20 protein-coding genes are annotated in these 22,621 nt (G+C 48.9%); 19 read left to right on the forward strand and 1 reads right to left on the reverse strand.

Annotated elements, in window-relative coordinates:
- Positions 1 to 43 precede the first annotated feature (43 nt).
- The 6 genes from veg to SK066_RS00175 all read left to right on the forward strand — a co-directional run bounded on the left by veg (position 44) and on the right by SK066_RS00175 (position 5,612).
- Complete coding sequence (veg, locus tag SK066_RS00150; protein ID WP_188778141.1) at positions 44 to 319, forward strand: biofilm formation stimulator Veg; 276 nt, start codon at positions 44 to 46, stop codon at positions 317 to 319.
- A 225-nt stretch (positions 320 to 544) separates the two neighbouring features.
- Complete coding sequence (gene ispE / locus SK066_RS00155; RefSeq protein WP_320543201.1) at positions 545 to 1,399, forward strand: 4-(cytidine 5'-diphospho)-2-C-methyl-D-erythritol kinase; 855 nt, start codon at positions 545 to 547, stop codon at positions 1,397 to 1,399.
- A gap of 176 nt (positions 1,400 to 1,575) precedes the next feature.
- Positions 1,576 to 2,412, forward strand: a complete 837-nt coding sequence (purR, locus tag SK066_RS00160) for a pur operon repressor (protein WP_188778139.1) — start codon at positions 1,576 to 1,578, stop codon at positions 2,410 to 2,412.
- A 194-nt stretch (positions 2,413 to 2,606) separates the two neighbouring features.
- Positions 2,607 to 2,891: a septation regulator SpoVG gene (spoVG, locus tag SK066_RS00165; protein ID WP_188778136.1), complete on the forward strand. Its 285-nt coding sequence runs from the start codon at positions 2,607 to 2,609 to the stop codon at positions 2,889 to 2,891.
- A 192-nt stretch (positions 2,892 to 3,083) separates the two neighbouring features.
- Complete coding sequence (gene glmU / locus SK066_RS00170; protein ID WP_320543202.1) at positions 3,084 to 4,478, forward strand: bifunctional UDP-N-acetylglucosamine diphosphorylase/glucosamine-1-phosphate N-acetyltransferase GlmU; 1,395 nt, start codon at positions 3,084 to 3,086, stop codon at positions 4,476 to 4,478.
- Positions 4,479 to 4,658: 180 nt separating this feature from the next.
- On the forward strand, positions 4,659 to 5,612 hold the full coding sequence (locus SK066_RS00175; protein ID WP_188778134.1) for a ribose-phosphate diphosphokinase: 954 nt from the start codon (positions 4,659 to 4,661) through the stop codon (positions 5,610 to 5,612).
- A gap of 86 nt (positions 5,613 to 5,698) precedes the next feature.
- On the opposite strand, the gene SK066_RS00180 is transcribed toward SK066_RS00175, so the two are convergent.
- Positions 5,699 to 5,899, reverse strand: coding sequence for a hypothetical protein (locus tag SK066_RS00180; protein ID WP_188778132.1), 201 nt, complete (start codon positions 5,897 to 5,899; stop codon positions 5,699 to 5,701).
- A gap of 240 nt (positions 5,900 to 6,139) precedes the next feature.
- Between SK066_RS00180 and pth the strand changes: the two genes are divergently transcribed.
- The 13 genes from pth (at position 6,140) to ftsH (ending at position 22,315) form a co-directional block, all read left to right on the forward strand.
- Positions 6,140 to 6,700 (forward strand): aminoacyl-tRNA hydrolase, encoded by a 561-nt coding sequence (gene pth / locus SK066_RS00185; RefSeq protein WP_188778130.1) that lies wholly within the window; start codon positions 6,140 to 6,142, stop codon positions 6,698 to 6,700.
- A 245-nt stretch (positions 6,701 to 6,945) separates the two neighbouring features.
- Positions 6,946 to 10,470: a transcription-repair coupling factor gene (gene mfd, locus SK066_RS00190; RefSeq protein ID WP_320543203.1), complete on the forward strand. Its 3,525-nt coding sequence runs from the start codon at positions 6,946 to 6,948 to the stop codon at positions 10,468 to 10,470.
- On the forward strand, positions 10,457 to 11,572 hold the full coding sequence (locus SK066_RS00195; RefSeq protein WP_250345675.1) for a peptidylprolyl isomerase: 1,116 nt from the start codon (positions 10,457 to 10,459) through the stop codon (positions 11,570 to 11,572). The genes mfd and SK066_RS00195 overlap by 14 nt, the downstream gene beginning before the upstream one ends.
- A 145-nt stretch (positions 11,573 to 11,717) precedes the next feature.
- Positions 11,718 to 13,352 carry a putative polysaccharide biosynthesis protein gene (locus SK066_RS00200; protein WP_320543204.1) on the forward strand — a complete coding sequence of 545 codons (1,635 nt, stop codon included), beginning with the start codon at positions 11,718 to 11,720 and terminating at the stop codon, positions 13,350 to 13,352.
- Positions 13,353 to 13,370: 18 nt separating this feature from the next.
- The gene (yabN, locus tag SK066_RS00205) at positions 13,371 to 14,855 is read left to right on the forward strand and encodes a bifunctional methyltransferase/pyrophosphohydrolase YabN (protein ID WP_320543205.1); all 1,485 of its coding nucleotides are present in this window, start codon (positions 13,371 to 13,373) and stop codon (positions 14,853 to 14,855) included.
- Positions 14,856 to 14,988: 133 nt separating this feature from the next.
- A complete protein-coding gene (locus SK066_RS00210; protein ID WP_188778119.1) occupies positions 14,989 to 15,261 on the forward strand; it encodes an HU family DNA-binding protein in 273 nt (90 codons plus the stop codon).
- Positions 15,261 to 15,536, forward strand: coding sequence for an RNA-binding S4 domain-containing protein (locus tag SK066_RS00215; RefSeq protein ID WP_188778117.1), 276 nt, complete (start codon positions 15,261 to 15,263; stop codon positions 15,534 to 15,536). Before SK066_RS00210 ends, SK066_RS00215 begins: the two co-directional genes overlap by 1 nt.
- Positions 15,537 to 15,850: 314 nt before the next feature.
- Positions 15,851 to 16,222 carry an FtsB family cell division protein gene (locus tag SK066_RS00220; RefSeq protein WP_320543206.1) on the forward strand — a complete coding sequence of 124 codons (372 nt, stop codon included), beginning with the start codon at positions 15,851 to 15,853 and terminating at the stop codon, positions 16,220 to 16,222.
- Between the two features lie 137 nt (positions 16,223 to 16,359).
- Positions 16,360 to 16,872: a S1 domain-containing RNA-binding protein gene (locus tag SK066_RS00225; protein WP_320543207.1), complete on the forward strand. Its 513-nt coding sequence runs from the start codon at positions 16,360 to 16,362 to the stop codon at positions 16,870 to 16,872.
- A gap of 162 nt (positions 16,873 to 17,034) precedes the next feature.
- Positions 17,035 to 17,967, forward strand: a complete 933-nt coding sequence (locus SK066_RS00230) for a protein kinase domain-containing protein (RefSeq protein WP_320544764.1) — start codon at positions 17,035 to 17,037, stop codon at positions 17,965 to 17,967.
- 103 nt (positions 17,968 to 18,070) lie between these two features.
- Positions 18,071 to 19,504, forward strand: a complete 1,434-nt coding sequence (gene tilS, locus SK066_RS00235) for a tRNA lysidine(34) synthetase TilS (RefSeq protein WP_320543208.1) — start codon at positions 18,071 to 18,073, stop codon at positions 19,502 to 19,504.
- A 55-nt stretch (positions 19,505 to 19,559) separates the two neighbouring features.
- A complete protein-coding gene (gene hpt, locus SK066_RS00240) occupies positions 19,560 to 20,099 on the forward strand; it encodes a hypoxanthine phosphoribosyltransferase (protein ID WP_320543209.1) in 540 nt (179 codons plus the stop codon).
- Positions 20,100 to 20,269: 170 nt separating this feature from the next.
- Positions 20,270 to 22,315 carry an ATP-dependent zinc metalloprotease FtsH gene (ftsH, locus tag SK066_RS00245; RefSeq protein WP_188778105.1) on the forward strand — a complete coding sequence of 682 codons (2,046 nt, stop codon included), beginning with the start codon at positions 20,270 to 20,272 and terminating at the stop codon, positions 22,313 to 22,315.
- Positions 22,316 to 22,621 lie beyond the last annotated feature (306 nt).

The following is a 22,621-nucleotide window of genomic DNA, read 5'->3' on the forward strand; positions in this document are numbered from 1 at the left end:
CTTTTTGTTACAATAGGAGGTAGGAAAAGAGGTGGTTGTGAGCATGGCTAACAATGCGCTTACCGAAATCAAACGCAATCTTGATGCTCATGTAGGGCACAAAATCACATTGCGCGCACACGGTGGTCGGAAAAAGACCATTGAACGTACCGGAATTTTGGAAGAAACCTACCCTTCTGTTTTTACTGTAAAGCTTGATGATGAGCATCAAACTTTTGAACGAGTGTCTTACAGCTACGCAGACGTATTAACCGACTCGGTTGAAATCACAGTTTGCGAGGATGATTCCCATACAAGCGTCGAGTACGCTGGGAATTGAATAACTGTTTTATGATAAGGCAGTCTTTATCTCCTGCGGGGGTAGAGACTGTTTTGCTTTGTGAATAGACTTTGCAATTCATTTTTTCTATAATTGGAGTATTCGTGGCTATACATAGCTACCTGTTATGCGTGGGCATCAACGGATTGGCATTCATGCTCTCCAGTATGTCAACGGATACAGTAACAATAAGAACGGACGGAATGTTGAAGGTGGAGGAACCTCATGAAGCTATATGAAAAAGCGCCAGCAAAAATAAATCTGATGCTGGATGTGCTGCACAAGCGCCCGGACGGGTACCACGAGGTAGAGATGATCATGACGATGGTTGATCTCGCCGATCGATTGACGATTACGGAGCTGTCCGGTAATACGATCACGATATCCAGTCAGGCTGGTTACATCCCTCTGGATGATAAAAATCTTGCCTATCAGGCTGCGAATAAGATCAAGGAGCGCTACGGCATCCGCCAGGGCGTGCATATTCATATCGACAAGCAGATTCCGGTCGCAGCAGGTCTGGCAGGAGGCAGTAGTGATGCCGCCGCCGCATTGCGTGGACTGAATCGGCTGTGGAAGCTGGATATCCCTCATGCGGACATGATGGAGCTGGGCGCTTCGATTGGCTCGGATGTTCCTTTTTGTATTACGGGCGGCACAGCGCTTGCGACAGGACGTGGCGAACTACTGACGCCACTACCAAGTCCGCCGGATTGCTGGGTCATTCTGGCAAAGCCGCCGATCAATGTATCAACAGCAGGCGTCTACGGACGTCTGAGAGCGGATCAGATCAAGCAGCATCCGTCAGCAGCTGCGATGCAGAAGGCGATTGAGCAGCAATCGTTTGAAGCGATATGCGGTGAGCTGGGGAATGTGCTGGAGGATGTGACGCTCAGTCACTATCCAGAGGTGCAGCAGCTGAAGCAGACGATGCAGCAGCTTGGTGCAGACGGTGTACTCATGTCAGGTAGCGGGCCAACGGTATTCGGTCTCGTTTCCAAGGAATCCAAGGTGGCACGCATTTATAATGGGCTACGCGGATTTTGCCATGAGGTATATGCTGTACGTATGTTAACCTGAGAAGTCCAGGTCGCAATCTTTTTCCAAAAGCCTTCAAGCATGAAGGAGACATTTGGAAAAAGATTGCGATTTTCTTTTACAAAGCCGTACAAAAATGTTATATTCACTTTAATTATTCGGATTTGGGATTTTTTTAGGATATAAATGTAAATTTTCGTAGATGGTGAGGAGTTAAAGTGAAAAAATTAAAACGGAGCGCGCGTCTGGTCGAGCTGACGCAGTATTTGACCTCAAGACCGCACACGCTTATTCCATTAACGACCTTCGCTGACCGGTACGGAGCGGCCAAATCATCGATCAGTGAAGATCTGACTATTATTAAAGAGGTCTTCGAGGAAGAGGGCATCGGCGAGCTTCAGACGCTGGCAGGTGCAGCGGGTGGTGTGAAATACATCCCGCGCCTGTCCAGAGAGAAGGCGTTCTCGTTTATGAGCGAGCTTTGCGTGCAGATGGAGCAGCCAGATCGACTGTTGCCAGGGAATTATATCTATATGTCTGATCTGCTCGGTCAGCCGGCTACATTAAACGAAGTCGGCAAAATTTTTGCGTCTGTTTTTGCAGACACCCCGATCGATGTGATCATGACGGTAGAGACGAAAGGGATTCCGCTGGCGCATGCGACAGGCACGCAGCTGAATCTGCCTGTTGTGCTGGTGCGACGTGACCATCAGATGACAGAAGGCTCGGCGGTTAGCATTAACTATGTGTCCGGTTCGCATAAGAGTCTGCATACGATGACCTTATCCAGACGCGCCTTGAAGGAAAAGTCGCGCGTGCTGATTATCGATGATTTTATGAAGGCAGGCGGCACGATTCAGGGCATGGTTGATCTGCTTGGTGAGTTCAATGCGACGGTAGCAGGTGTGGGCGTATTGCTGGAATCCGGCAATGTAGAGGTGGAGGATCGCCTGTGGGCGGATTATGTATCACTCGCCAAATTAACAGAAGTTGATGCAAAAAGTAAGAAAATTACGGTTCAACCGGGAAATTACTTTGAAAATGTGATTATTTGAATGATTTAGCTTATAAATTGTGAAGTCCAATTGAGAATAGGTATCAGTCAATTTTCTTGAATTCGGCAGAAATCGGCAAAAAACGGCGATCCGACAAAAAAATACACAATTAATTTTCAGAAAAAAGAAGGTGTTTTACTTCCATGTGTGGAAATACACAACCAAGTCTTTATGCAAAAAGGTGGTGAACACACATGGAAATCACGGATGTAAGACTCCGCCGCGTAAATTCCGAAGGTCGGATGAAAGCCATTGCCTCCATCACAATCGATAGTGAATTTGTCGTTCACGACATTCGAGTAATTGATGGTAACAACGGGATGTTTGTCGCGATGCCGAGTAAGCGGACACCGGATGGCGAGTTTCGCGATATCGCGCATCCTATTTCTTCTAGCACACGGGAGAAGATTCAGTCGGCAGTACTGGCTGAATACGAGCGTGCCGGACTGGAAGAAGAAGTTATCGAAGAAGGCGCATAAGCAAGTTCTTTATACTTATTGGGGTTTAAAAGAAAAGGGAGCCACTGGAGCGAGAGCTGTGGCTCCCTTTTCTTTTTGCCCGGAATAAGATATATTCAGTATGGAGTTTTTTTGCGGAATATGAAATGAAAATACACATATACAAGGCTTGAAGCAATCATCATACATTCCATCGATGGAGGGACAACTATTTTGAAAAGATTAGCGATTGTACTGGCAGCAGGCAAAGGAAAACGCATGAAGTCCAAGCTGTATAAGGTGCTGCATCCTGTATGCGGAAAGCCTATGGTCGGTCATGTACTGGATTCGATTCAGCGTATCGGCTGTGAGCGTAGTGTAGTTATTGTGGGTCACGGTGCTGAGGCCGTTAAGGGCTATCTAGGCGATCGTGCGGAATATGCACTGCAAAGCGAGCAGCTCGGAACAGGTCATGCGGTACGTCAGGCAGAGCCGATGATCGGTAATGAAGAAGGGATTACAATCGTCATCTGTGGCGATACACCGCTCGTTACACCTGAGACGCTGGAGCAATTGATTGCACATCATCAGAGTGAAGGCGCGGCAGTGAGCATTTTGACAGCTTCGATGGACGATCCAACTGGCTATGGTCGTATTATCCGCGGCGAGGATGGCGGCGTAACGAAGATCGTCGAGCAAAAGGATGGTACACCGGAAGAGCTGTTGACGAAAGAAATCAACACAGGTACGTACTGCTTTGATAACAAGCTGCTGTTTGATGCACTATCCAAAATTGATAACAACAATGCACAGGGCGAATACTATTTGACTGACTGTATCCGCATTCTGCATGCTGACGGTAAGCGTGTTGCTGCCTACGAGACGCTGGATCTGGCAGAATCGATCGGTGTGAATGATCGTGTCGCATTGTCTGAGGCAGAAGGCTTTATGCATGAGCGTCTGGCGAAAAAGCATATGTTGAACGGTGTAACGATCATCGACAAGGCATCTACGTATATTGGTGCAGATGTAGAGATCGGTTCGGATACGATTCTGTATCCAGGTACGATGTTGAAAGGTAATACCGTAATCGGTGAAGATTGCATCATTGGCCCGAACACAGAGATCGATAATTCTGTCGTAGGGAATGGCACAACGATTCGTCAATCGATTGCAGCGGAAGCGAAAGTGGGCAACGCTGTGAATGTGGGACCGTTTGCTTATCTGCGTCCAGGCACAGAGCTGGCAGATGAAGTGAAGGTTGGCGACTTTGTCGAGCTGAAAAATGCAAAAATTGGTCATGGCTCCAAGGTTCCGCATCTGAGCTATGTAGGAGATGCTGAGGTAGGTGCTGGCGTAAATATCGGCTGTGGTGCGATCACAGCGAACTACGATGGCTACAACAAATTCAAAACGATCATCGAGGATGATGTGTTTATTGGCAGCAACTCCAACCTGATTGCACCGGTACGCATCGGTAAGGGAGCTTATGTTGTTGCAGGCTCGACAATTACAGGCGATGTGAAGGAAAATGATCTGGCGATTGCACGTGCACGTCAGGAAAACAAAGCCGGTTATGCGGATAAAATCCGTGCAAAAGCGAAAGCAATTAAGGAACAAAACAAATAATTACTGAATCGCGAACAAAATGCCCTATTCGCTGACAAATTATTATATAATATGTAGTGCACAATGCTTGTTGAATAATCGTATCGAACTAATGGCCAAACGCAAATCAAGAGCGAATATAGAGACATAAGCCGAGCTGATGAGCATTCCAATGAACCACCACGGAGGGTTTTAACCATTATGACTTATTGTGATTCCAAATTAAAGATTTTCACTTGTAATTCTAACCCCAAGCTGGCGGGACAAATTGCCGATTATATCGGTATTCCGATGGGCGAGTCGCACACGACCAGTTTTAGTGATGGCGAGATTCAGGTGAAGCTGTCCGAGAGCGTACGCGGTTGTCATGTGTATGTGATTCAATCCACCTGTGCTCCGGTCAATGATAACCTGATGGAGCTGCTCGTTATGGTAGATGCACTGAAGCGTGCTTCTGCGAAAAGCATCAACGTTGTTATTCCGTACTACGGTTATGCACGTCAAGACCGTAAAGCCCGTTCCCGTGATCCAATCACGGCGAAGCTGGTTGCTAATCTGATTGAAAAAGCAGGCGCCCATCGTGTAATTGCTATGGACCTGCACGCAATGCAGATCCAGGGATTCTTCGATATTCCGGTGGATCATCTGCTCGGCGTGCCAATTCTGGCACAATACTTCCGCTCCAAGCAAATCGAGAATCCAGTTGTCGTATCGCCTGACCACGGTGGTGTGGTTCGTGCGCGTAAGCTGGCTGATCTGCTCAGCGCTCCACTGGCGATTATCGACAAACGTCGTCCAGAGCCGAACGTGAGTGAAGTTATGAACATCATCGGTAACATCGAAGGCAAGACTGCCATTCTGGTAGACGACATTATCGATACTGCCGGTACGATCGTACTCGGTGCGAACGCACTGATCGAGGGTGGCGTGAAGGAAGTGTACGCTTGCTGTACACACCCTGTACTGTCTGGCCCAGCTATGGATCGTCTGGAAAATTCACCGCTCAAGGAAGTGATCGTGACGGATACCATTCCGATCACACATCCGAATCCGACCAGCAAGCTTAAAGTGTTGTCGGTAGCGCCGCTTATGGGCGAAGCGATCATTCGTGTTCACGAAGAGCTGTCCATCAGTAAACTGTTCGAAATCGAATAATAATCCAGTTATGCAAGAAGGGTTACTTCCTCTGTGAGAGGCAAGTAACCCTTATCGGCGTATCTGCTTGGAATCATCCGGCATCGTCAATAGCCGGGTCTTGAGATGAAGGTATGACGCTGACGATGATATAGCACACGGTTCATCTCGATAAACTGGTGATCATAGGCGGTAATCAGTCCAATATCGACAGGAATGCCATGACGGTAAACCTGGACAGGCATTTCTTGCCGGAAATGATCATAGAAATGGCGATTTTTCAGCAATTGCTGCCCGAAGGTATACATGCTGATGTCCTCCTTGTGCTGGAATGCAGACCGGGATGAGGCATCCATCGCGCGGGTGTACCTGTTGAACAATGTAAACCAATTTTAACAAAAAATAAACGTTCCTGCACAGGACATTCTATTTGAGCGTTCTGCTACTCCCTTTTACAGTGCAACAAGGAGGTAAAGTGGCGAGTACGCAGGCTAGTGGTATATAAATAAAGCAAACCGATATTTTACTGAAAAGAGGAACATACGACGATGAAATGGATTGTTGGGCTGGGAAATCCGGGCTCCGAATATGCCAAGACACGCCACAATGTGGGTTTTATGGCGCTGGATCGGCTGGCGGATCGCCACGGCATTTCCATTAGCCAGAGCAAAAGCAAGTCGCTGATTGGCGAAGGCCATATTGGTGGAGTGAAGGTTGTACTGATCAAGCCGATGACGTATATGAATCTGTCCGGTGAAGCGGTACGTTCGTATATGGACTATTACAAAGTAGCGCTAGAGGACCTGATCGTCGTTTATGATGATATGGATACAGAAACCGGGAAGATTCGTCTGCGCTACAAAGGCAGTGCCGGTGGTCATAATGGGATCAAATCGATCATTCAGCATACCGGCACACAGGAGTTTGACCGTATTCGAATGGGCATCTCCAGACCGGAGCCAGGGCATGCGATCGTCGATTATGTGCTGTCTCCTTTTCCGAAAAAAGAAAAGGAATTACTCGACGATATGATCGAAGCTACCTGCGATGCGATCGAATTTAGTTTAAAACATACGTTTGAGCAGACAATGGCTAAGTTTAATGGGTAATGATATAATAAGAATTGCTATAAGAATTGTAAATTTTACACGATAACTCCATAAGTACCGCCTTCCACATCCTGTTTTTGCGGGTGAAGAAGGCGGTTGTTTGTAGGCAAACCGAAGTTCAAACCGGTTTGTCGTTTTACCGTTGTGTCGTTTGTGATCGTAATGTCTATATATTCACATTTTCGCTGGTAGGCGGAAGTACAGCATAGATTTGATTTTGACCTGAGGATAAGTGAGGTGCCGCTTTGTTACACACTTTGATTGAGACGTTAGCCAAGGATCAGGACTTTGGCTCTGTAAAAGATGGAATTTTGTCCGGGATGAAGGAGCAGCTCGTATCCGGATTGTCTGGCTCTGCCCGGCATTTGCTGATTGCGAGTCTGTACCATGAGACACAGCGACCGATTCTGGTCGTTACACATAATATGTTCCATGCACATAAGATTGCGGAAGATTTGCAGGAAGCGCTTACGCCAGAGCAGGTGCTGCTCTATCCTGCTAATGAGCTGGTCGCAGCGGAAAGTGCGATTTCCAGCCCGGAGACGCTGGCTCAGCGTCTGGATGTGCTAACCCAGTGTGCAGCTGGCTTCCGTGGTGTGATTGTCGTGCCATTTTCGGGGGTACGGCGTTATTTGCCTGCGCGCGAGACGATTGCAGGGGCGAAGATTGTGCTGGAGGATGGCGGTACACTGGAGCTGGAAGCCTTCCTCAAGCGTATGATCGAGCTTGGCTATGAGCGCGTAGAGCGTGTAGAGTCGCGCGGTGAGATGAGCGTGCGCGGTGGGATTATCGACTTTTATCCGGTGACGACGAATCTGGCTTATCGGATTGAGCTGTTCGATGATGAGATTGATTCGATCCGTACCTTTGATCCGGATGATCAGCGTTCGATTGATAAAGTGAAATCGGTAACGATTTTGCCATGCCGTGAGATTATTGCGGATCAGGATCGTATGCGTCAGGCAGCCGATCAGATCGCTGCACGTCTGGAAATGCAGATCGAGAAGATGAGCGATCGTCAGGCGAAGGCCAGACTGCGTGAAGAGATTGGTCGCGAGATGGAGCTGCTGCGTCAGCATGTGTATTTCCCGGAGATGTACAAGTACATTTCTCTGCTCTATCCAGAAAAGGCAACACTGTATGATTATTTGCCAGAGGATACGGTCATTGTGATGGAGGAGCCTGCACGTCTATTGGAGACGGCGAAGCAACTGGAGCGCGATGAGAGCGAATGGGATATGCATTTGCTGCAAAATGGCAAAAGCTTACCGAATCTGGAGCTAGCAGGGCACACGGATGATGTGATGTACCGCAGCGGTCATCAGACGCTCTGGATGTCGGTCTTCCTGCGTCAGGTGCCACATGTACAGCCAGGCAATATCGTGAACGTGGTTAGCCGCACGATGCAGGATTTCCACGGACAGATGAATGTACTCAAATCGGAAATGGAACGCTGGAAAAAGTCCGGCACCAAGGTCATCATGGTGGCAAGCGGCGAGGAACGCATGGAGCGTGTGCGCCGTGTGCTGGATGACTATGATATCGAAACGCCGATTATGATGGATGGTAATCTGCAATCCGGCTTTGAGCTGCCATCGATTCACCTCGCTGTCATTACCGAGGGCGAAATGTTCTCGAAAAAGCAGCGTAAAGTGCGCAAGGTCGGCAAAAATGTCGATAATGCTGAACGTATTCGTAGCTATACCGAGCTCAAGGTTGGCGATTATGTCGTACACCAGAATCATGGTATCGGTAAATATATGGGAATCGGTACGCTTGAGGTCGGCGGTATCCATAAGGATTACATGCATATTATGTATGCAGGTGGCGATAAGCTGTCCGTACCGATTGAGCAGATTGATCTGATCCAGAAGTATGTCGGCTCGGAGGAAAAGGAACCGAAGGTATACAAGCTGGGCGGTAATGAATGGACACGGGTGAAAAATAAAGTTCGTTCATCTGTACAGGATATTGCGGATGACCTGATCAAGCTGTATGCCGAGCGTCAGGCGGCGCCAGGCTATGCATTTGAGAAGGATACGAATGAGCAGCATGAGTTTGAAAATACATTCCCATACGATGAGACACGTGACCAGTTGCGTGCGATCGACGAGATCAAGGGCGATATGGAAAAAAATCGTCCGATGGATCGTCTGCTATGTGGTGATGTGGGTTATGGTAAAACCGAGGTGGCGATTCGTGCGGCGTTCAAGGCAGCGATTGAGGGTAAGCAGGTAGCCGTGCTCGTGCCAACGACAATTCTGGCACAGCAACATTATGAGACGTTCCGCGAGCGCTTTGCGGAGTATCCATTTAACATCGGCGTACTGAGCCGCTTCCGTACGCGTAAGGAGCAAAATGATACGATCAAGGGCTTGAAGCAGGGTACGATCGATGTCGTTATCGGCACACACCGCCTGCTATCACAGGATCTGATTTTCAAGGATCTGGGCTTGCTGATCGTTGATGAGGAGCAGCGCTTTGGCGTATCACATAAGGAGAAGCTGAAGCGTCTGAAAACGAACGTAGACGTGCTCACACTAACAGCGACGCCGATTCCGCGTACGCTGCATATGTCGATGCTCGGCGTGCGTGATCTATCCGTTATCGAGACACCACCGGAAAATCGTTTCCCGGTACAAACGTATGTGGTAGAGCATAGCCCGACCCTTGTACGTGAAGCGGTAGAGCGCGAGCTGAATCGCGGCGGACAGGTGTACTATTTGTATAATAAGGTACAGGGCATTCACGAAATGGCAGCTCACATTTCCGAGCTGGTGCCAGATGCGCGTGTCGCTGTTGGTCATGGACAGATGTCCGAGCAGGAGCTGGAGAAGGCCATTCTCGACTTCCTGGATGGTGAATTCGATGTACTCGTCAGCACAAGTATTATCGAGACAGGCGTCGATATTCCAAACGTGAATACGCTCATTGTGCATGATGCCGACAAGATGGGTCTATCACAGCTGTATCAACTTAGAGGCCGAGTAGGGCGCTCTAATCGAATCGCTTATGCGTACTTTACGTATCAGCGTGATAAGGTGCTGACCGAGGTAGCAGAGAAGCGTCTGCAATCGATTAAGGAGTTTACGGAGCTTGGCTCTGGCTTCAAAATCGCCATGCGAGATCTGTCGATTCGTGGCGCAGGTAATCTGCTTGGTGCGGAGCAATCTGGCTTTATCGCATCGGTCGGTTTTGATCTGTATTCGCAGATGCTGGCTGAGGAGATTCAGAAGCGTAAGGTGACGATGCTGGGCGAGCAGGATCTGAAGGCGAATGACTGGAATACGACGATTGATCTGTCAATCGATGCCTATTTGCCATCGGATTACATTTATGATAGTATCCAAAAAATAGAAATTTACAAAAAGGTTGCTGCTGTCTCTTCCTTCGACGATATTGCCGAGCTGGAAGACGAGCTGCTGGATCGCTTTGGTGAGCTGCCTGAGGCAGTGATCCAGCTGATGCAGGTAGCGCGTCTGAAGCTGTATGGTAAACGGTATGGTATCGAGCAGATTTCACGTCAGGGGGACGATGTGAAATTGAAGTTCCATGAAGGACAGGAGAAGGCGTTCGATATGCCGATATTATCCGATGTTGGCAATCGCTTCGAAAGGCGTGTACAATTTAATCAGGGTTCCACCATGGTCATTCAGGTCAAAGGTAAGGGCCTGACCGACCGCGAGCTTCTTGAGCTGCTGTGCAGTTTCCTTGAAGGCGTGATGGAATCATACAAATTAAAGGGGGAACTACAGAATGTGGCCAATTAAAAAAGCTGCTCGCAAAACAGCGGTTTTGACAGCAGGAGCTGTACTTAGCATCAGTCTGTTAGCAGCTTGCACCAACGGGAAGGCAACAGACACCACACAACAGCAAAAGGACAACAGCCCGGTTGTTGCTCAATACGATGGTGGCACCATCACTGAAAATGAGTTCAACAAAGAAGTCAGCATGATGAAATTTTTGACCCCACAATATGCACAAGCATTTGATCAGGATCAATATAGAGACCTTCTGCTTCAGCAGGAAGTCGCTTATAAATCACTGGCAGACCAGGCGAGCCAGGCTGCTAAGGAAGCAGGCGCGAAGCAAGCAGATGAGCAGATCAAGCAGCTCACCTCCAGCGTTGACCCTGAGCAGCTGCAAGAGATGCTGAAAACATCGAACCTGACTGAGCAGGATGTAAAGGATTATATGACACGCGCATTGACCGCTTCCGAAGTAATGAAGGAAAAGGTTACCGATGCAGATGTGCAAAAATATTTTGACTCTCATAAGGATGAGTACACTACAGCTAACGTACGTCACGTGCTGATCGGTCTGCAAAGCGCAGATGGTAAAACAAAACGTACTGATGCAGAAGCGCTGAAGCTGGCAAAAGAAATCAAAGCGAAGCTGGATGGCGGCGCTGATTTTGCTGAAATCGCGAAAAAGTACTCGGACGATCCAGGCTCCAAGGATAAAGGCGGTCTGTATGAGAACCAGCCTGTTAGCAACTGGGTAGAGCAATTTAAAGAAGCAACACTGAAACAAAAAATCGGTGTGATCGGTGATCCAGTCAAAACAGACTATGGTTACCACATTATCAAAGTAGAGTCCCGTACAGAAAAATCATTTGCTGATCTGACAACCGAAGAGAAGGACACTATCAAGTCCCAGCTCGCTTCGCAAAACTTCAGCAACTACATGGCGACTGAAATTCCAAAAATGATTAAGAGCAAAAACCTGCCTAAGGTTGAAGGTGCCGCAGAAGGTGCTACTGATGGAGCGGGTGCAGGCGCTGGCGCTTCCACAGGTACAGGCACTGACGCAACGGGTGGCAGCAATGCAACCGAAGGTACAGCAACAGAAGGCAGTTCCAGCAGCAAATAAGCAGATCCTATTCTGCATGGAAACTGGATGCAATCGAACGACCGAAAATAGCGCGGATATCCGCGCTATTTTTGTGTGATTTATTAGTAGGATTAGATAAGCAACATGGCGACACGTATATGCCGCCATAAGGAGGGCCGAATGAATGAAAGACACAGCATCACCGTCATCGCGACTGTTACGCGGCGCCTTTATCCTCGTACTGGCCGCAGTATTATCCAAGCTGATTGGAACGGTTCAGAAAATTCCGCTGCAAAATATTGGCGGTGACGGTGTATTCGGCATTTATAATGCGGTGTACCCGTTTTATACACTGGTGCTACTGATTGCGACAGCAGGCTTTCCGGCTGCGGTATCGCGCTTTGTAGCGGAAGAGATGGCGGCAGGTAGAACAGGCGGTGCACGACGTGTGCTGCGTGTATCATCCTGGATGCTCATCGTCCTTGGACTGGTATGCGGAGCGATCATGTACGCGGCTGCGCCGCTCCTGGCAGCATGGATCGATAATATGCATACCGAGCCAGCGATCCGCAGTGCAGCGCTAGCCTTGCCGCTCGTACCCATTATGGCAGGCTTACGCGGTTATTTTCAGGGAATGCATGATATGATGCCAACCGCGGTGTCGCAGGTGGCAGAGCAGACCATACGTGTTGCCGCCATGGTTATTTTACTGCTGTGGCTGCATAGTCTGAGCGCATCGGATGACTGGATTGCAGCCGGGGCGACATTTGGCTCGGCAGCAGGTGGTGCAGCAGGCTTACTCGTCATGCTGATCTACTGGTGGCTTCATCGGCGACGCACGCGCGATAATGTGGCGATCACGCTACAGGAGGAGCAACAGCCCGTCTGGCCGCTGCTCAAGGCATTATTGCTCTATGCGCTGCCTATTTGCCTCGGCTCGCTGTCAGCGCCGCTGATCAGTCTGGTGGATACATTCACTGTACCGCGTCTGCTCAAGGCGAATGGCTGGACTGAAGCAGAGGCGATGGTGCGCTTCGGTATATATAATCGAGGCATTCCGCTGGTGCAGCTGATGGCGATGCTGGCAACCTCAATGTCAGTATTGTTCATCCCAGCATTGACGGATGCGCGTGTCAGAGAACAGCACGATTTGATTCGCAATCAGACGAAGCAGACGGTAAACTGGTTCTGGCTGCTTGGTCTGGCTTCCTCTGCGGGTATTGCTGTGCTTGCCGTACCGATCGATGTGATGCTGTATGAGGATGCTGTAGGCAGCGATACGATCCGCTGGCTGGCGTTTACTGGTGTCGGAGCTACCTTATCGATTGTAACGGCAGCACTACTGCAAGGGCTTGGTTCTGTGCGTGCTCCGGCAGTGCATCTGCTACTATCCACTGTGGTCAAGGCGGTGCTCAATATTATACTGGTGCCACATTACGGTATTAATGGTGCAGCCATTGCCGGTATTGTAGCGTATAGCCTGGCTGCGGTGCTCAATGTACTGCTACTCATTCGAATAACACGCTTCTCGGTGTCATGGCGTGAGATGATTGGCAAGCCGGTGCTGGTAACTGTCGTGATGTGTGCAGGCGTGCTCGTCTGGCTCATGTCGATGCAGCTTGTGCTAACCGGGCTCGGCATGCACGAACGATTAGAATCGTTGATCATTGCTGGCGGCGGTGTGGTCATCGGGGGAGCGTTATTCCTGATCGGCTTGTTCCGTACAAGATTGATGACCGAGCAGCAGGCAGCTGCCCTTCCCAAAATCGGCAGCCGTCTGGTACCCTTATTGAAGCGAATGAAAATTATAAATAGATAACCGATCGGAGGAGAAGCGATGAGTGCTGTAATTACGATTGTCGGGCTTGGCTCTGGCGATACAGACCAGCTCACTGTAGGCATTTACAATAAGCTACAGGCAGCCAAGCGGCTCTATGTGCGCACAAAGGATCATCCGGCATTGTCAGCGGTCACGGCTGAATTTGTGACCTTTGATGATGTGTACGAATCACGAGATTCCTTTCCAGAGGTGTATGCGGAGATTGCAGAGCGTCTGTTACAGGCAGCCAGTGATGCTGGGGTAAGCGAAGAGATCGTTTATGCAGTTCCGGGTCACCCGATGGTAGCGGAGCGTACGGTGCAGATTTTGCGGGAAAAGGGCAAAGCACTGGGAGTCGATGTGCAGGTACTGGGCGGCGAGAGCTTTTTGGATGCGGCGTTTACGCGTCTTGGGTTTGACCCGATTGAAGGCTTTCAGCTGCTGGATGCTTCTGGACTGAACGCACATCTGCTCCAGCCCCGTTTGCATACGGTGATTGGACAGGTTTATGATACGTTTACCGCTTCGGATGTGAAGCTTAGCTTGATGGAGCTATATCCGGATGATTATGAGGTGACTGTCGCTCATGCGCTTGGCGTACAGGGACAGGAGCAGATTCGTCAGGTGCCGCTACATGAGCTGGATCATGTGCAGGATTATGGTAATCTATCGCTGATCTATGTACCGCGTACAGACGATGAGGCTGTGCGTTACCGTACCTTTGAGCGGTTACATGAGATTGTGGAGATTTTGCGCAGTCCAGGCGGCTGTCCATGGGATCGCGAGCAGACGCATCAATCGCTACGTCAGAACTTTATTGAAGAAACGTATGAAGTGCTGGAGACGATTGATGAGGATGATCCCGATCATATGCAGGAAGAGCTGGGCGATGTGCTGCTGCAAATTATGCTGCATGCTCAGATCGAAGAGGAGACGGGTACATTTAATGTGTATGATGTGATCGAAGGATTGAATCGAAAGCTCATTTTCCGTCATCCGCATGTGTTCGGTGATCGCGAGGCTGACGATGCACAGGCAGCCCTGCAAAATTGGGATGCGATGAAGGCAGAGGAAAAGCGTCTGAAAGGTCAGAATCCAGACGAGGCATCGGTACTGGACGGCATTCCACGTGATCTGCCAGCATTACTAACCGCATACAAGCTGCAAAAGAAAGCGGCCAAGGTTGGCTTTGACTGGGACGATGTAGAGGGTGCACTGGGCAAGCTTGATGAAGAGCTAGGGGAACTGAAGGAAGCGATTCGCGACGGGCAAACCGCTGAGGAGCAGCTGCTGGAGCTGGGCGATCTGCTATTTTGTACCGTTAATGTAGCACGCTTCATGGGTGCTGATCCAGAGCAAGCGCTGGCGCTCGTAAACCTCAAGTTCAAGCGTCGCTTCGGCTATATCGAGCAGTCGCTCCGTAGCCGTGGACTCACGCTGAAGGATGCCAACTTAAAGGAAATGGATCGGCTGTGGGACGACGCTAAGGCGCAAAACAAGTGAATATTTTGCAGGAATTTGGGCTTGAGCCAAGAATGTACTATACTTAGAGAGCGGCTGTGTGTTAACATGCTGTTCATGGGACAGCACATGTGACCCAGTTGAATTTTTCTGAAAATTTGGGAGGCTTTTAATAATGAACAAAACAGATCTGATTAACAACATTTCGAACAATAGCGGTTTGACTAAAAGAGACGTAGAAGTTGTACTGAACGGTTTTCTGGATGAAATCTCCGGCGCACTGTCCAAAGGTGACAAAGTTCAACTGATCGGCTTCGGAACTTTCGAAACTCGTAAACGCGCTGCACGTACTGGTCGCAACCCACAAACTGGTGCAGAAATCAACATCCCTGAATCCAACGTACCTGCTTTCAAAGCTGGTAACAAGCTTAAAGAAGCGGTTAACTAATGCGTCTGGACAAATTCCTGAAAGTGTCCAGACTGATCAAGCGCCGCACCGTGGCCAAAGATGTGTCTGAACAGGGAAGAGTCCTGTTAAACGGGCGTGAGGCCAAACCGAGCGCCACGGTTAAGGTCGGCGACGAGATCACCGTCCAGTTCGGTCAAAAGCTGGTTACCGTTCGGGTAGAACGTCTGGCAGAGACCACACGCAAAGACGAAGCAGCAACGATGTATACGCTGATCAAGGAAGAGGCGGTTCCACGAAGCAACGATCTGTTCTGATTGCTCTAGCAATCTGATGACCATTCGCGGACAAGCTTGTTCTCGGGTATACAGATGCGGCGACGAATTTGCTCCATCACATATCAAAAAGCTACTTTGACGTCGTTTTCGACAGACAAAGTAGCTTTTTGTCATTTTCTTTTAGTTACAAAGTGTTACTTTTTCTTGAATTGTGGTAATGTAAAGGTATATTCGGTAGTTATGTTAATCAGAATCAATTCGTTATGATGATATAGCGTGCTACGATGTTATCCATTTGTCCGAAGGAACGGACAGATGACTCGATATGAAGTATTGTTCAAGGAGGAACCCCGATGATACCAAAACCAGTATCCGTACATAACAGTCGCCCGCAGCCGCAGAGAAGGCAGTCATCACCGTCCCCGTCACCGAATCCTGGCGCGCGCAAGCGTCTTCGGCTCTGGATGGTGTTCATGGCGTTATTCCTAGCATGGGCGGTGTATTCATTTATCAACCAATCCCTGCAATTATCTGCCAAGCATGAGCAGCTTGCCGAGCAGCAGCAGAAGCAGGCAGAGACACAAGCCGCGCTGAATCAATCACAACTTGAGGTGAAGCGTTTGGAAGATCCAGAGTACATCGGTCAGATTGCACGTAAGCAGTATGGCATGTATTTACCGGGTGAGAAACCGATCTGGGCGACCGAACCACCAGCAAATAAGTAAATATTGACGCGAAATAAGCCGTAAGACGGGGGTTTATCGGTTGACCTTGTTAGGGGCTTCCGGTATAATTTAATCACCGCAGGTAGCAATCCAAGTAGGATTTTACTGTACATTTTAAGGGAGGATCATTTTACTCTATGGCAATTGAAGTGGGCACCAAGTTAGAAGGCAAAGTGACAGGCATTACACACTTTGGAGCATTTGTAGATCTGTCTGGAGGTGTCACTGGTCTTGTTCACATCTCGGAAATTGCCGACAATTACGTCAAGGATGTTAACGACCACCTCAAGCTGGGCGATGTCGTTACAGTCAAAGTAATCAATGTCGACAAGGATGGAAAGATTGGACTTTCGATTAAACAAGCAGTAGACAAGCCAGCAGAAGCAGCACCATCTTCAAGACCACCATCATCCAGACCACCTCGTCCGGAATCACGTGGCGGTGGCAGAGATGGAGGAGATCGTCCTGGTGGTGGCGGTGGTGGTTTCAACCGCGATCGTGGAGGTCGTTCTTTTAACAAGCCTTCTTCTCCTAAAGCTTCATTCGATGATAAATTGACTCGTTTCCTCAAGGATAGCGAAGAGCGCATTTCATCATTGAAAAAAAATACGGAATCCAAGCGTGGAGGCCGTGGTGCCAAGCGAAGCTAATCCTCACCTGGCATACAGTATATAAATAACGACCGCGGACGCAGTAGCGTCTGCGGTTTTTTGCATACCCATCAAAATAACCACGAATCGTAAATAATGGAACTGGATATGGTACACTGGGAAAAGCACATCTGGAAGGAAGGAGAGACTCGGTTGTCGACAATGGAACATTCCGAACTGCCGGCAGGCACAACGGTGACGGGAAGATCAAGAGGGCAGCAGTACGTGATTCAGCGTACACTCGGCAAAGGCACCAATGGGATTGTATATCTCGTGAGTACGATGCAGGGACAGCTCTATGCACTCAAGATGGCAACCGTGAACCATAATTTGCAGCCGGAGATCAAGCTCCTTTTTTCTTTACATAAGCATTGGAAAATAACCGGGCGCAACGATTCTAACCGTTATTTGTACGATGTGGATGATTATGAGCAGGATGGCAGCGTCATTCCCTTTTATGTGATGAAGTATGTAAAAGGTCAGCCGCTCAGCGCCTTCCTACGTGCACGCGGAGCAGACCGGATCGGAATGGCAGGCACAGGCGTGCTAGAGCTACTGTCCGAGCTACATGAATCAGGCTGGGTGTTCGGTGACCTGAAGGCAGAGCATGTTATTGTGAGCGATGAGGGTGGGGTCGATCTGATCGACTATGGAGGCGCTCGTCCTCAAGGGCAGAGCATTCACCAGTTTACCGAATGGTATGATCGTAAATACTGGAATGCTGGCGATCGGGTTGGCGATTATGCCTATGATCTGTTTGCCTTTGCGGTGATCTGTCTCAAACTGTTCAATGAGCCGGGGCTTCAGCGAATTATTGCTACCCAGCTACCACAGGTACGCGGTGAATCCGATCTGGTGCAGCTCATCGATCAGACGCCCGGACTGCGACTATATAGCGATTGGCTCAAAAAGGCAGTCCGTGGTGAGTTCCGCAGTAGCCGGGAAGCCTACCATAGCTGGAGAGCGATCAGTCGCTCTGGCTTGCCAGCAAGCCGCAATATGAACGATATGATGACCGTGCGACTGCGCCGCGCGTTTTTGTGGTCTTTATTCGGATTAGGGATTGTACTGCTGGCTATTTATTTTCGCGGTTAATATAGAGCAGAGAATATAGGATTTAGTAATGTGACATTGTAATAGGTGCGCCTCGCCTTGAGCAGTCGCACAGGCAACACCAGAGGATAGGAGAGAGCAGGGGATGAGATCACAGACATGGCACGATATGCTGGAGCATGTGCGGGAGCTACGTCGTGAATGGGGCTTTGCGGCTGAGGGATGCACGATCGTTGTCGCAGTATCCGGTGGGCCCGATTCCATCGCGCTGCTGCATGTGCTGCATGCGCTATCTGGCGAATATAACTGGACGCTCATCTGTGCGCATATGAATCACGGCTTTCGCCCGGAGGAGTCAGCGGAGGAAGCGGAGTTTGTACGAGGGATTGCTGCTGAGCTAGATATTCCCTTTGAGCTGGCAAGCGTCGATACGCCTGCTCATATGGAGGGTACCGGACAGGGAGCACAGGAGGCTGCGCGTGAGCTGCGTTATGATTTTTTGCAGCGAACTGCGCAGCGCTACGGAGCAACTACGCTTGCACTTGCTCATCATATGGACGATCAGGCCGAGACAGTACTCATGCGTATTTTGCGCGGAACCGGGACAGAAGGACTCGGCGGAATGAAAATATATCGCGTCGAAAAAAATCTGGAACTTATTCGCCCATTTTTACGTATATACAAGGCAGACCTTGTACATGTATGTCAGCAAGGCGGTTTGGCGTATCGGCTGGACAGCAGTAATAGGCAGCGTAAGTACACACGCAACCGCATTCGACTGGACGCTCTTCCTTTTCTAGAGCAGTTCAACGGGCAGCTGGTTCCTACACTTGCAAGGCTGGCTGAAATTGCCGGAACAGAAAATGATTATATCCAGCAACAGACCGAGGCGCTCTATGCGAAACTGGTTAAAGAGAAAGCAGGATCATTTTCATTTTCCGCAGCTTCCTTTTGTACAGTGCCTGTCGCTTTACAACGGAGGTTGATTAAACTAATATTAAATTATCTGTCATCGGCGAACGAGACCTTTGATTTCAACAAAATTGAAATCATTCGTTGTCAGATTGAACGAAGCGATCTCGCAAGCTGGAGTCTGGACGTTGGAAGTCGGGTCATCTGCTGCAAAGAGTATGATGAGATTCGTTTGATACGTGCTTCCGAGCAGAAGGTAGAGCCCTTCTGCATTCCTGTACAGCATGCCAATGCTGTCATATCCATACCTGATGCTTCCATGCAAGTGGAAGTGAGCATACAGGCTGGAAAGGATCGTTCTCCCGATGCGCTAAGGCTTTCTTCAGACGAAGCGTTTTTCGATGCGGATGAATTGGATTTTCCGCTTTATTTGCGTTCCCGCCGTCCGGGCGATATCATCACCCTGATCGGAGGCGGAACGAAAAAAGTAAAAAATCTTTTTATCGATGCCAAGATTCCATTATCTCAGCGCGATCGTATGCCGTTACTGGTCGATGCCAGCGGACGCATATTATGGATTCCGGGGCTACGGCGTGCACGAGAGGCGCTGGTTCGCTCTCAGAGTGATCGCTGTCTTTATATGAAAATTGTAAAGTCTGAAGATTAATGTTTGATTTCCATCGATTTAGCTTGATAAGTATAATGTAGGAGGTTCATCCAAGTTGCACAACGATATTAAAGAAGTGCTCATCAGCGAAGAAGAGATTCAACAGAAGATTTTGGAGCTGGGGGCTACGCTCAGTGAAGACTACAAAGGCCGCAACCCGCTCTTTATCTGCGTTTTGAAAGGCGCATTCGTATTTATGGCTGATCTGGTAAAACGGATCGAGGTACCACTTGAGATCGATTTTATGGCAGTATCCAGCTATGGTGCTTCCACCAAATCGTCCGGCGTGGTCAAAATCGTCAAGGATCTGGATGTTTCCGTTGAAGATCGGGATGTTCTGATCGTTGAGGATATTATTGATAGTGGTCTTACGCTTAGCTACCTTATCGAAATTTTGCACGGCCGTAACGCGAAAAGTGTGCGTGTCGTGACACTGTTTGATAAGCCATCCGGTCGTACCGTGAACCTTGAAGCAGACTATACTGGATTCAACATTCCAGATGCTTTCATCGTGGGCTATGGTCTGGATTATGCCGAGCATTACCGGAATCTCCCCTACATCGGGATTTTAAAACCGGAAATTTATTCGAGCTAATTACCTTGCCTGAGAATACCTGGTATTCTGAACCTCATAGACAGAAAGCTAGCTTGGATGGCGATTTGGCTGTCTTAGCTGACAATATCTGTTATTGTGCTCTGGCATCTATTGAGAACGCCAGACGGGCTATGGTAAAATAATTTAAGTGTCTTGAGAGGAGGTAGGGGATGAATCGGTTCATCCGGAATTCTGGTTTCTATTTAATACTTTTCTTAGTCGTGGTGGGCATCGTCCGTTACGTCAGTGACGGAAGCGAAACTACCGATAATCCAAGATATGACCAGCTCAAAGCAGCGCTGGCTGCCGGTAATGTGTCGTCGGTTACGCTTCAATTCGACAACTATGCTTACCTGGTGACCGGTGAGTACAAAACTCAGCCTGCTGATGCCAAATCCAAGCAATTCACTTCGTACATCCCTGCCACTGATGCAGCGTTGGATGAAGTAGATGCTGCGATGGCGAATTCAGGAACGCAGGTGACTGTGAAGCCGATGGAGGGCGACAGTATCTGGCTGTCCTTTATCACTTCAATGATCCCGCTCGTTATTATGTTTATCCTCTTCTTCTTCCTATTTAATCAGGCACAAGGTGGCGGCGGCAAAGTAATGAACTTTGGTAAAAGCCGTGCCCGTCTGTATAACGAAGAGAAGAAAAAAATTACATTTGAGGACGTAGCTGGTGCGGATGAAGAGAAGCAGGAGCTTGTGGAGGTCGTTGATTTCCTCAAGGATCCACGCAAATTCAATACCGTTGGCGCACGTATTCCTAAGGGCGTTCTGCTCGTAGGTCCTCCAGGTACTGGTAAAACGCTCCTTGCCCGTGCAGTAGCAGGGGAAGCTGGCGTACCATTCTTCAGCATTTCCGGTTCGGACTTCGTCGAAATGTTCGTCGGTGTCGGTGCATCTCGTGTGCGTGACCTGTTTGAAAATGCGAAGAAAAATGCACCTTGTATTATCTTTATTGACGAGATTGATGCGGTAGGTCGTCAACGTGGCGCTGGTTTGGGTGGCGGACATGACGAACGTGAGCAAACGCTCAACCAATTGCTCGTTGAAATGGATGGCTTTGGCGCTAACGAAGGTATTATTATCGTCGCAGCAACGAACCGTCCGGACATTCTCGACCCGGCGCTTCTGCGTCCAGGCCGTTTTGACCGTCAAATTACTGTTGATCGTCCAGACGTTAAAGGCCGTGAAGCGGTACTCAAAGTACACGCTCGCAACAAGCCACTGACGAAGGACGTCAAACTCGATATTATCGCAAAACGTACAACAGGCTTCACCGGAGCGGATCTGGAGAACCTGCTGAACGAGGCTGCACTTCTGGCAGCACGTCGTAACCGTCGTGACATTTCCATGACTGAGGTAGACGAAGCGATTGACCGCGTTATCGTAGGTACAGAGAAACGCAGCCGCGTGATCAGCGACCGCGAGAAACGCATTGTGGCTTACCACGAAGCAGGTCATACCGTTGTCGGTTACTTCCTGGAGCATGCGGATATGGTACACAAAGTAACGATCGTACCGCGTGGACGTGCAGGCGGATACGTGATCATGATGCCGAAGGAAGATCGTACACTCGTAACGAAGCAAGAGCTGCTGGATAAAGTAACCGGTTTGCTCGGCGGACGTGTAGCGGAAGAATTGTACATCGGAGAAATTGGTACCGGTGCATATAGTGACTTCCAGCAAGCGACCAGCATCGTACGTAGCATGATCGTTGAATACGGTATGAGTGAGAAGCTTGGACCGATGCAGTTCGGTAATTCTCAAGGTCAAGTATTCCTTGGTCGTGACTTCGGTCATGAGCAAAACTATAGTGATGCGATTGCGCACGAGATCGATCAGGAAATGCACCGTTTCATTACAGACTCGTATGAGCGTTGCCGTGAGTTGCTGCAAAAGCATTCTCGCGAAATGCACCTGATTGCTCAAACGTTGCTTGAAGTAGAGACACTGGACTTCGAACAGATCAAACAACTGATCGAAACAGGTTCTCTGGATGGTACTGGCGAAGGCACAGACGGCGGCAACGACGGCACGCCTAATGAAGCTGGTGAACCAACCTTCGACAGCATCGGTGACTCCCAGGTTCGTCTGGATAAAGATGATACTCCTTCGACTTCTCCGGAAGCAGGCGGTAACATTCCGAACAATCCAAATGACGATTCCGGCGATAACCGTGGACCAGGCGGCGGAACGCCAACGATCTGATCCAATACTCCAATTGTTATTCGTGAACATTCTATTATGCAGGTATTGGCAGTATCCCATATTGATTTACATGATAAACCTCCGAAGGGCTCGTTTCTTCGGAGGTTTTTTTGTTGTACCTTTTTTGTTATATCTAGGATGATATGGATGTTTTACATAAAGGCAGGTCTATTTTAAGTCAGTAGATTGCTGAGTTTTAATGAACGTGTATCCGTATAATTTAATTGAAGATTCGATAGGTAAAATGATCGTCTAAAATTTTAATCATCTTCCACAATTTGAAGATTGACAAGCGACCGCTACATT

The sequence above is a fragment of the Paenibacillus hunanensis genome, from assembly GCF_034055775.1.
GTDB classification, from domain to species: Bacteria; Bacillota; Bacilli; order Paenibacillales; family Paenibacillaceae; genus Saccharibacillus; species Saccharibacillus hunanensis.

Bases quoted from the DNA above. Each gene is read 5' to 3' on its own strand.
- veg (WP_188778141.1), top strand. From the start codon at position 44: ATGGCTAACAATGCGCTTACCGAAATCAAACGCAATCTTGATGCTCAT.
- ispE (WP_320543201.1), top strand. From the start codon at position 545: ATGAAGCTATATGAAAAAGCGCCAGCAAAAATAAATCTGATGCTGGAT.
- spoVG (WP_188778136.1), top strand. From the start codon at position 2,607: ATGGAAATCACGGATGTAAGACTCCGCCGCGTAAATTCCGAAGGTCGG.
- SK066_RS00175 (WP_188778134.1), top strand. From the start codon at position 4,659: ATGACTTATTGTGATTCCAAATTAAAGATTTTCACTTGTAATTCTAAC.
- SK066_RS00180 (WP_188778132.1), bottom strand. From the start codon at position 5,899: ATGTATACCTTCGGGCAGCAATTGCTGAAAAATCGCCATTTCTATGAT.
- pth (WP_188778130.1), top strand. From the start codon at position 6,140: ATGAAATGGATTGTTGGGCTGGGAAATCCGGGCTCCGAATATGCCAAG.
- SK066_RS00195 (WP_250345675.1), top strand. From the start codon at position 10,457: ATGTGGCCAATTAAAAAAGCTGCTCGCAAAACAGCGGTTTTGACAGCA.
- SK066_RS00200 (WP_320543204.1), top strand. From the start codon at position 11,718: ATGAAAGACACAGCATCACCGTCATCGCGACTGTTACGCGGCGCCTTT.
- yabN (WP_320543205.1), top strand. From the start codon at position 13,371: ATGAGTGCTGTAATTACGATTGTCGGGCTTGGCTCTGGCGATACAGAC.
- SK066_RS00210 (WP_188778119.1), top strand. From the start codon at position 14,989: ATGAACAAAACAGATCTGATTAACAACATTTCGAACAATAGCGGTTTG.
- SK066_RS00215 (WP_188778117.1), top strand. From the start codon at position 15,261: ATGCGTCTGGACAAATTCCTGAAAGTGTCCAGACTGATCAAGCGCCGC.
- SK066_RS00220 (WP_320543206.1), top strand. From the start codon at position 15,851: ATGATACCAAAACCAGTATCCGTACATAACAGTCGCCCGCAGCCGCAG.
- SK066_RS00225 (WP_320543207.1), top strand. From the start codon at position 16,360: ATGGCAATTGAAGTGGGCACCAAGTTAGAAGGCAAAGTGACAGGCATT.
- SK066_RS00230 (WP_320544764.1), top strand. From the start codon at position 17,035: ATGGAACATTCCGAACTGCCGGCAGGCACAACGGTGACGGGAAGATCA.
- tilS (WP_320543208.1), top strand. From the start codon at position 18,071: ATGAGATCACAGACATGGCACGATATGCTGGAGCATGTGCGGGAGCTA.
- ftsH (WP_188778105.1), top strand. From the start codon at position 20,270: ATGAATCGGTTCATCCGGAATTCTGGTTTCTATTTAATACTTTTCTTA.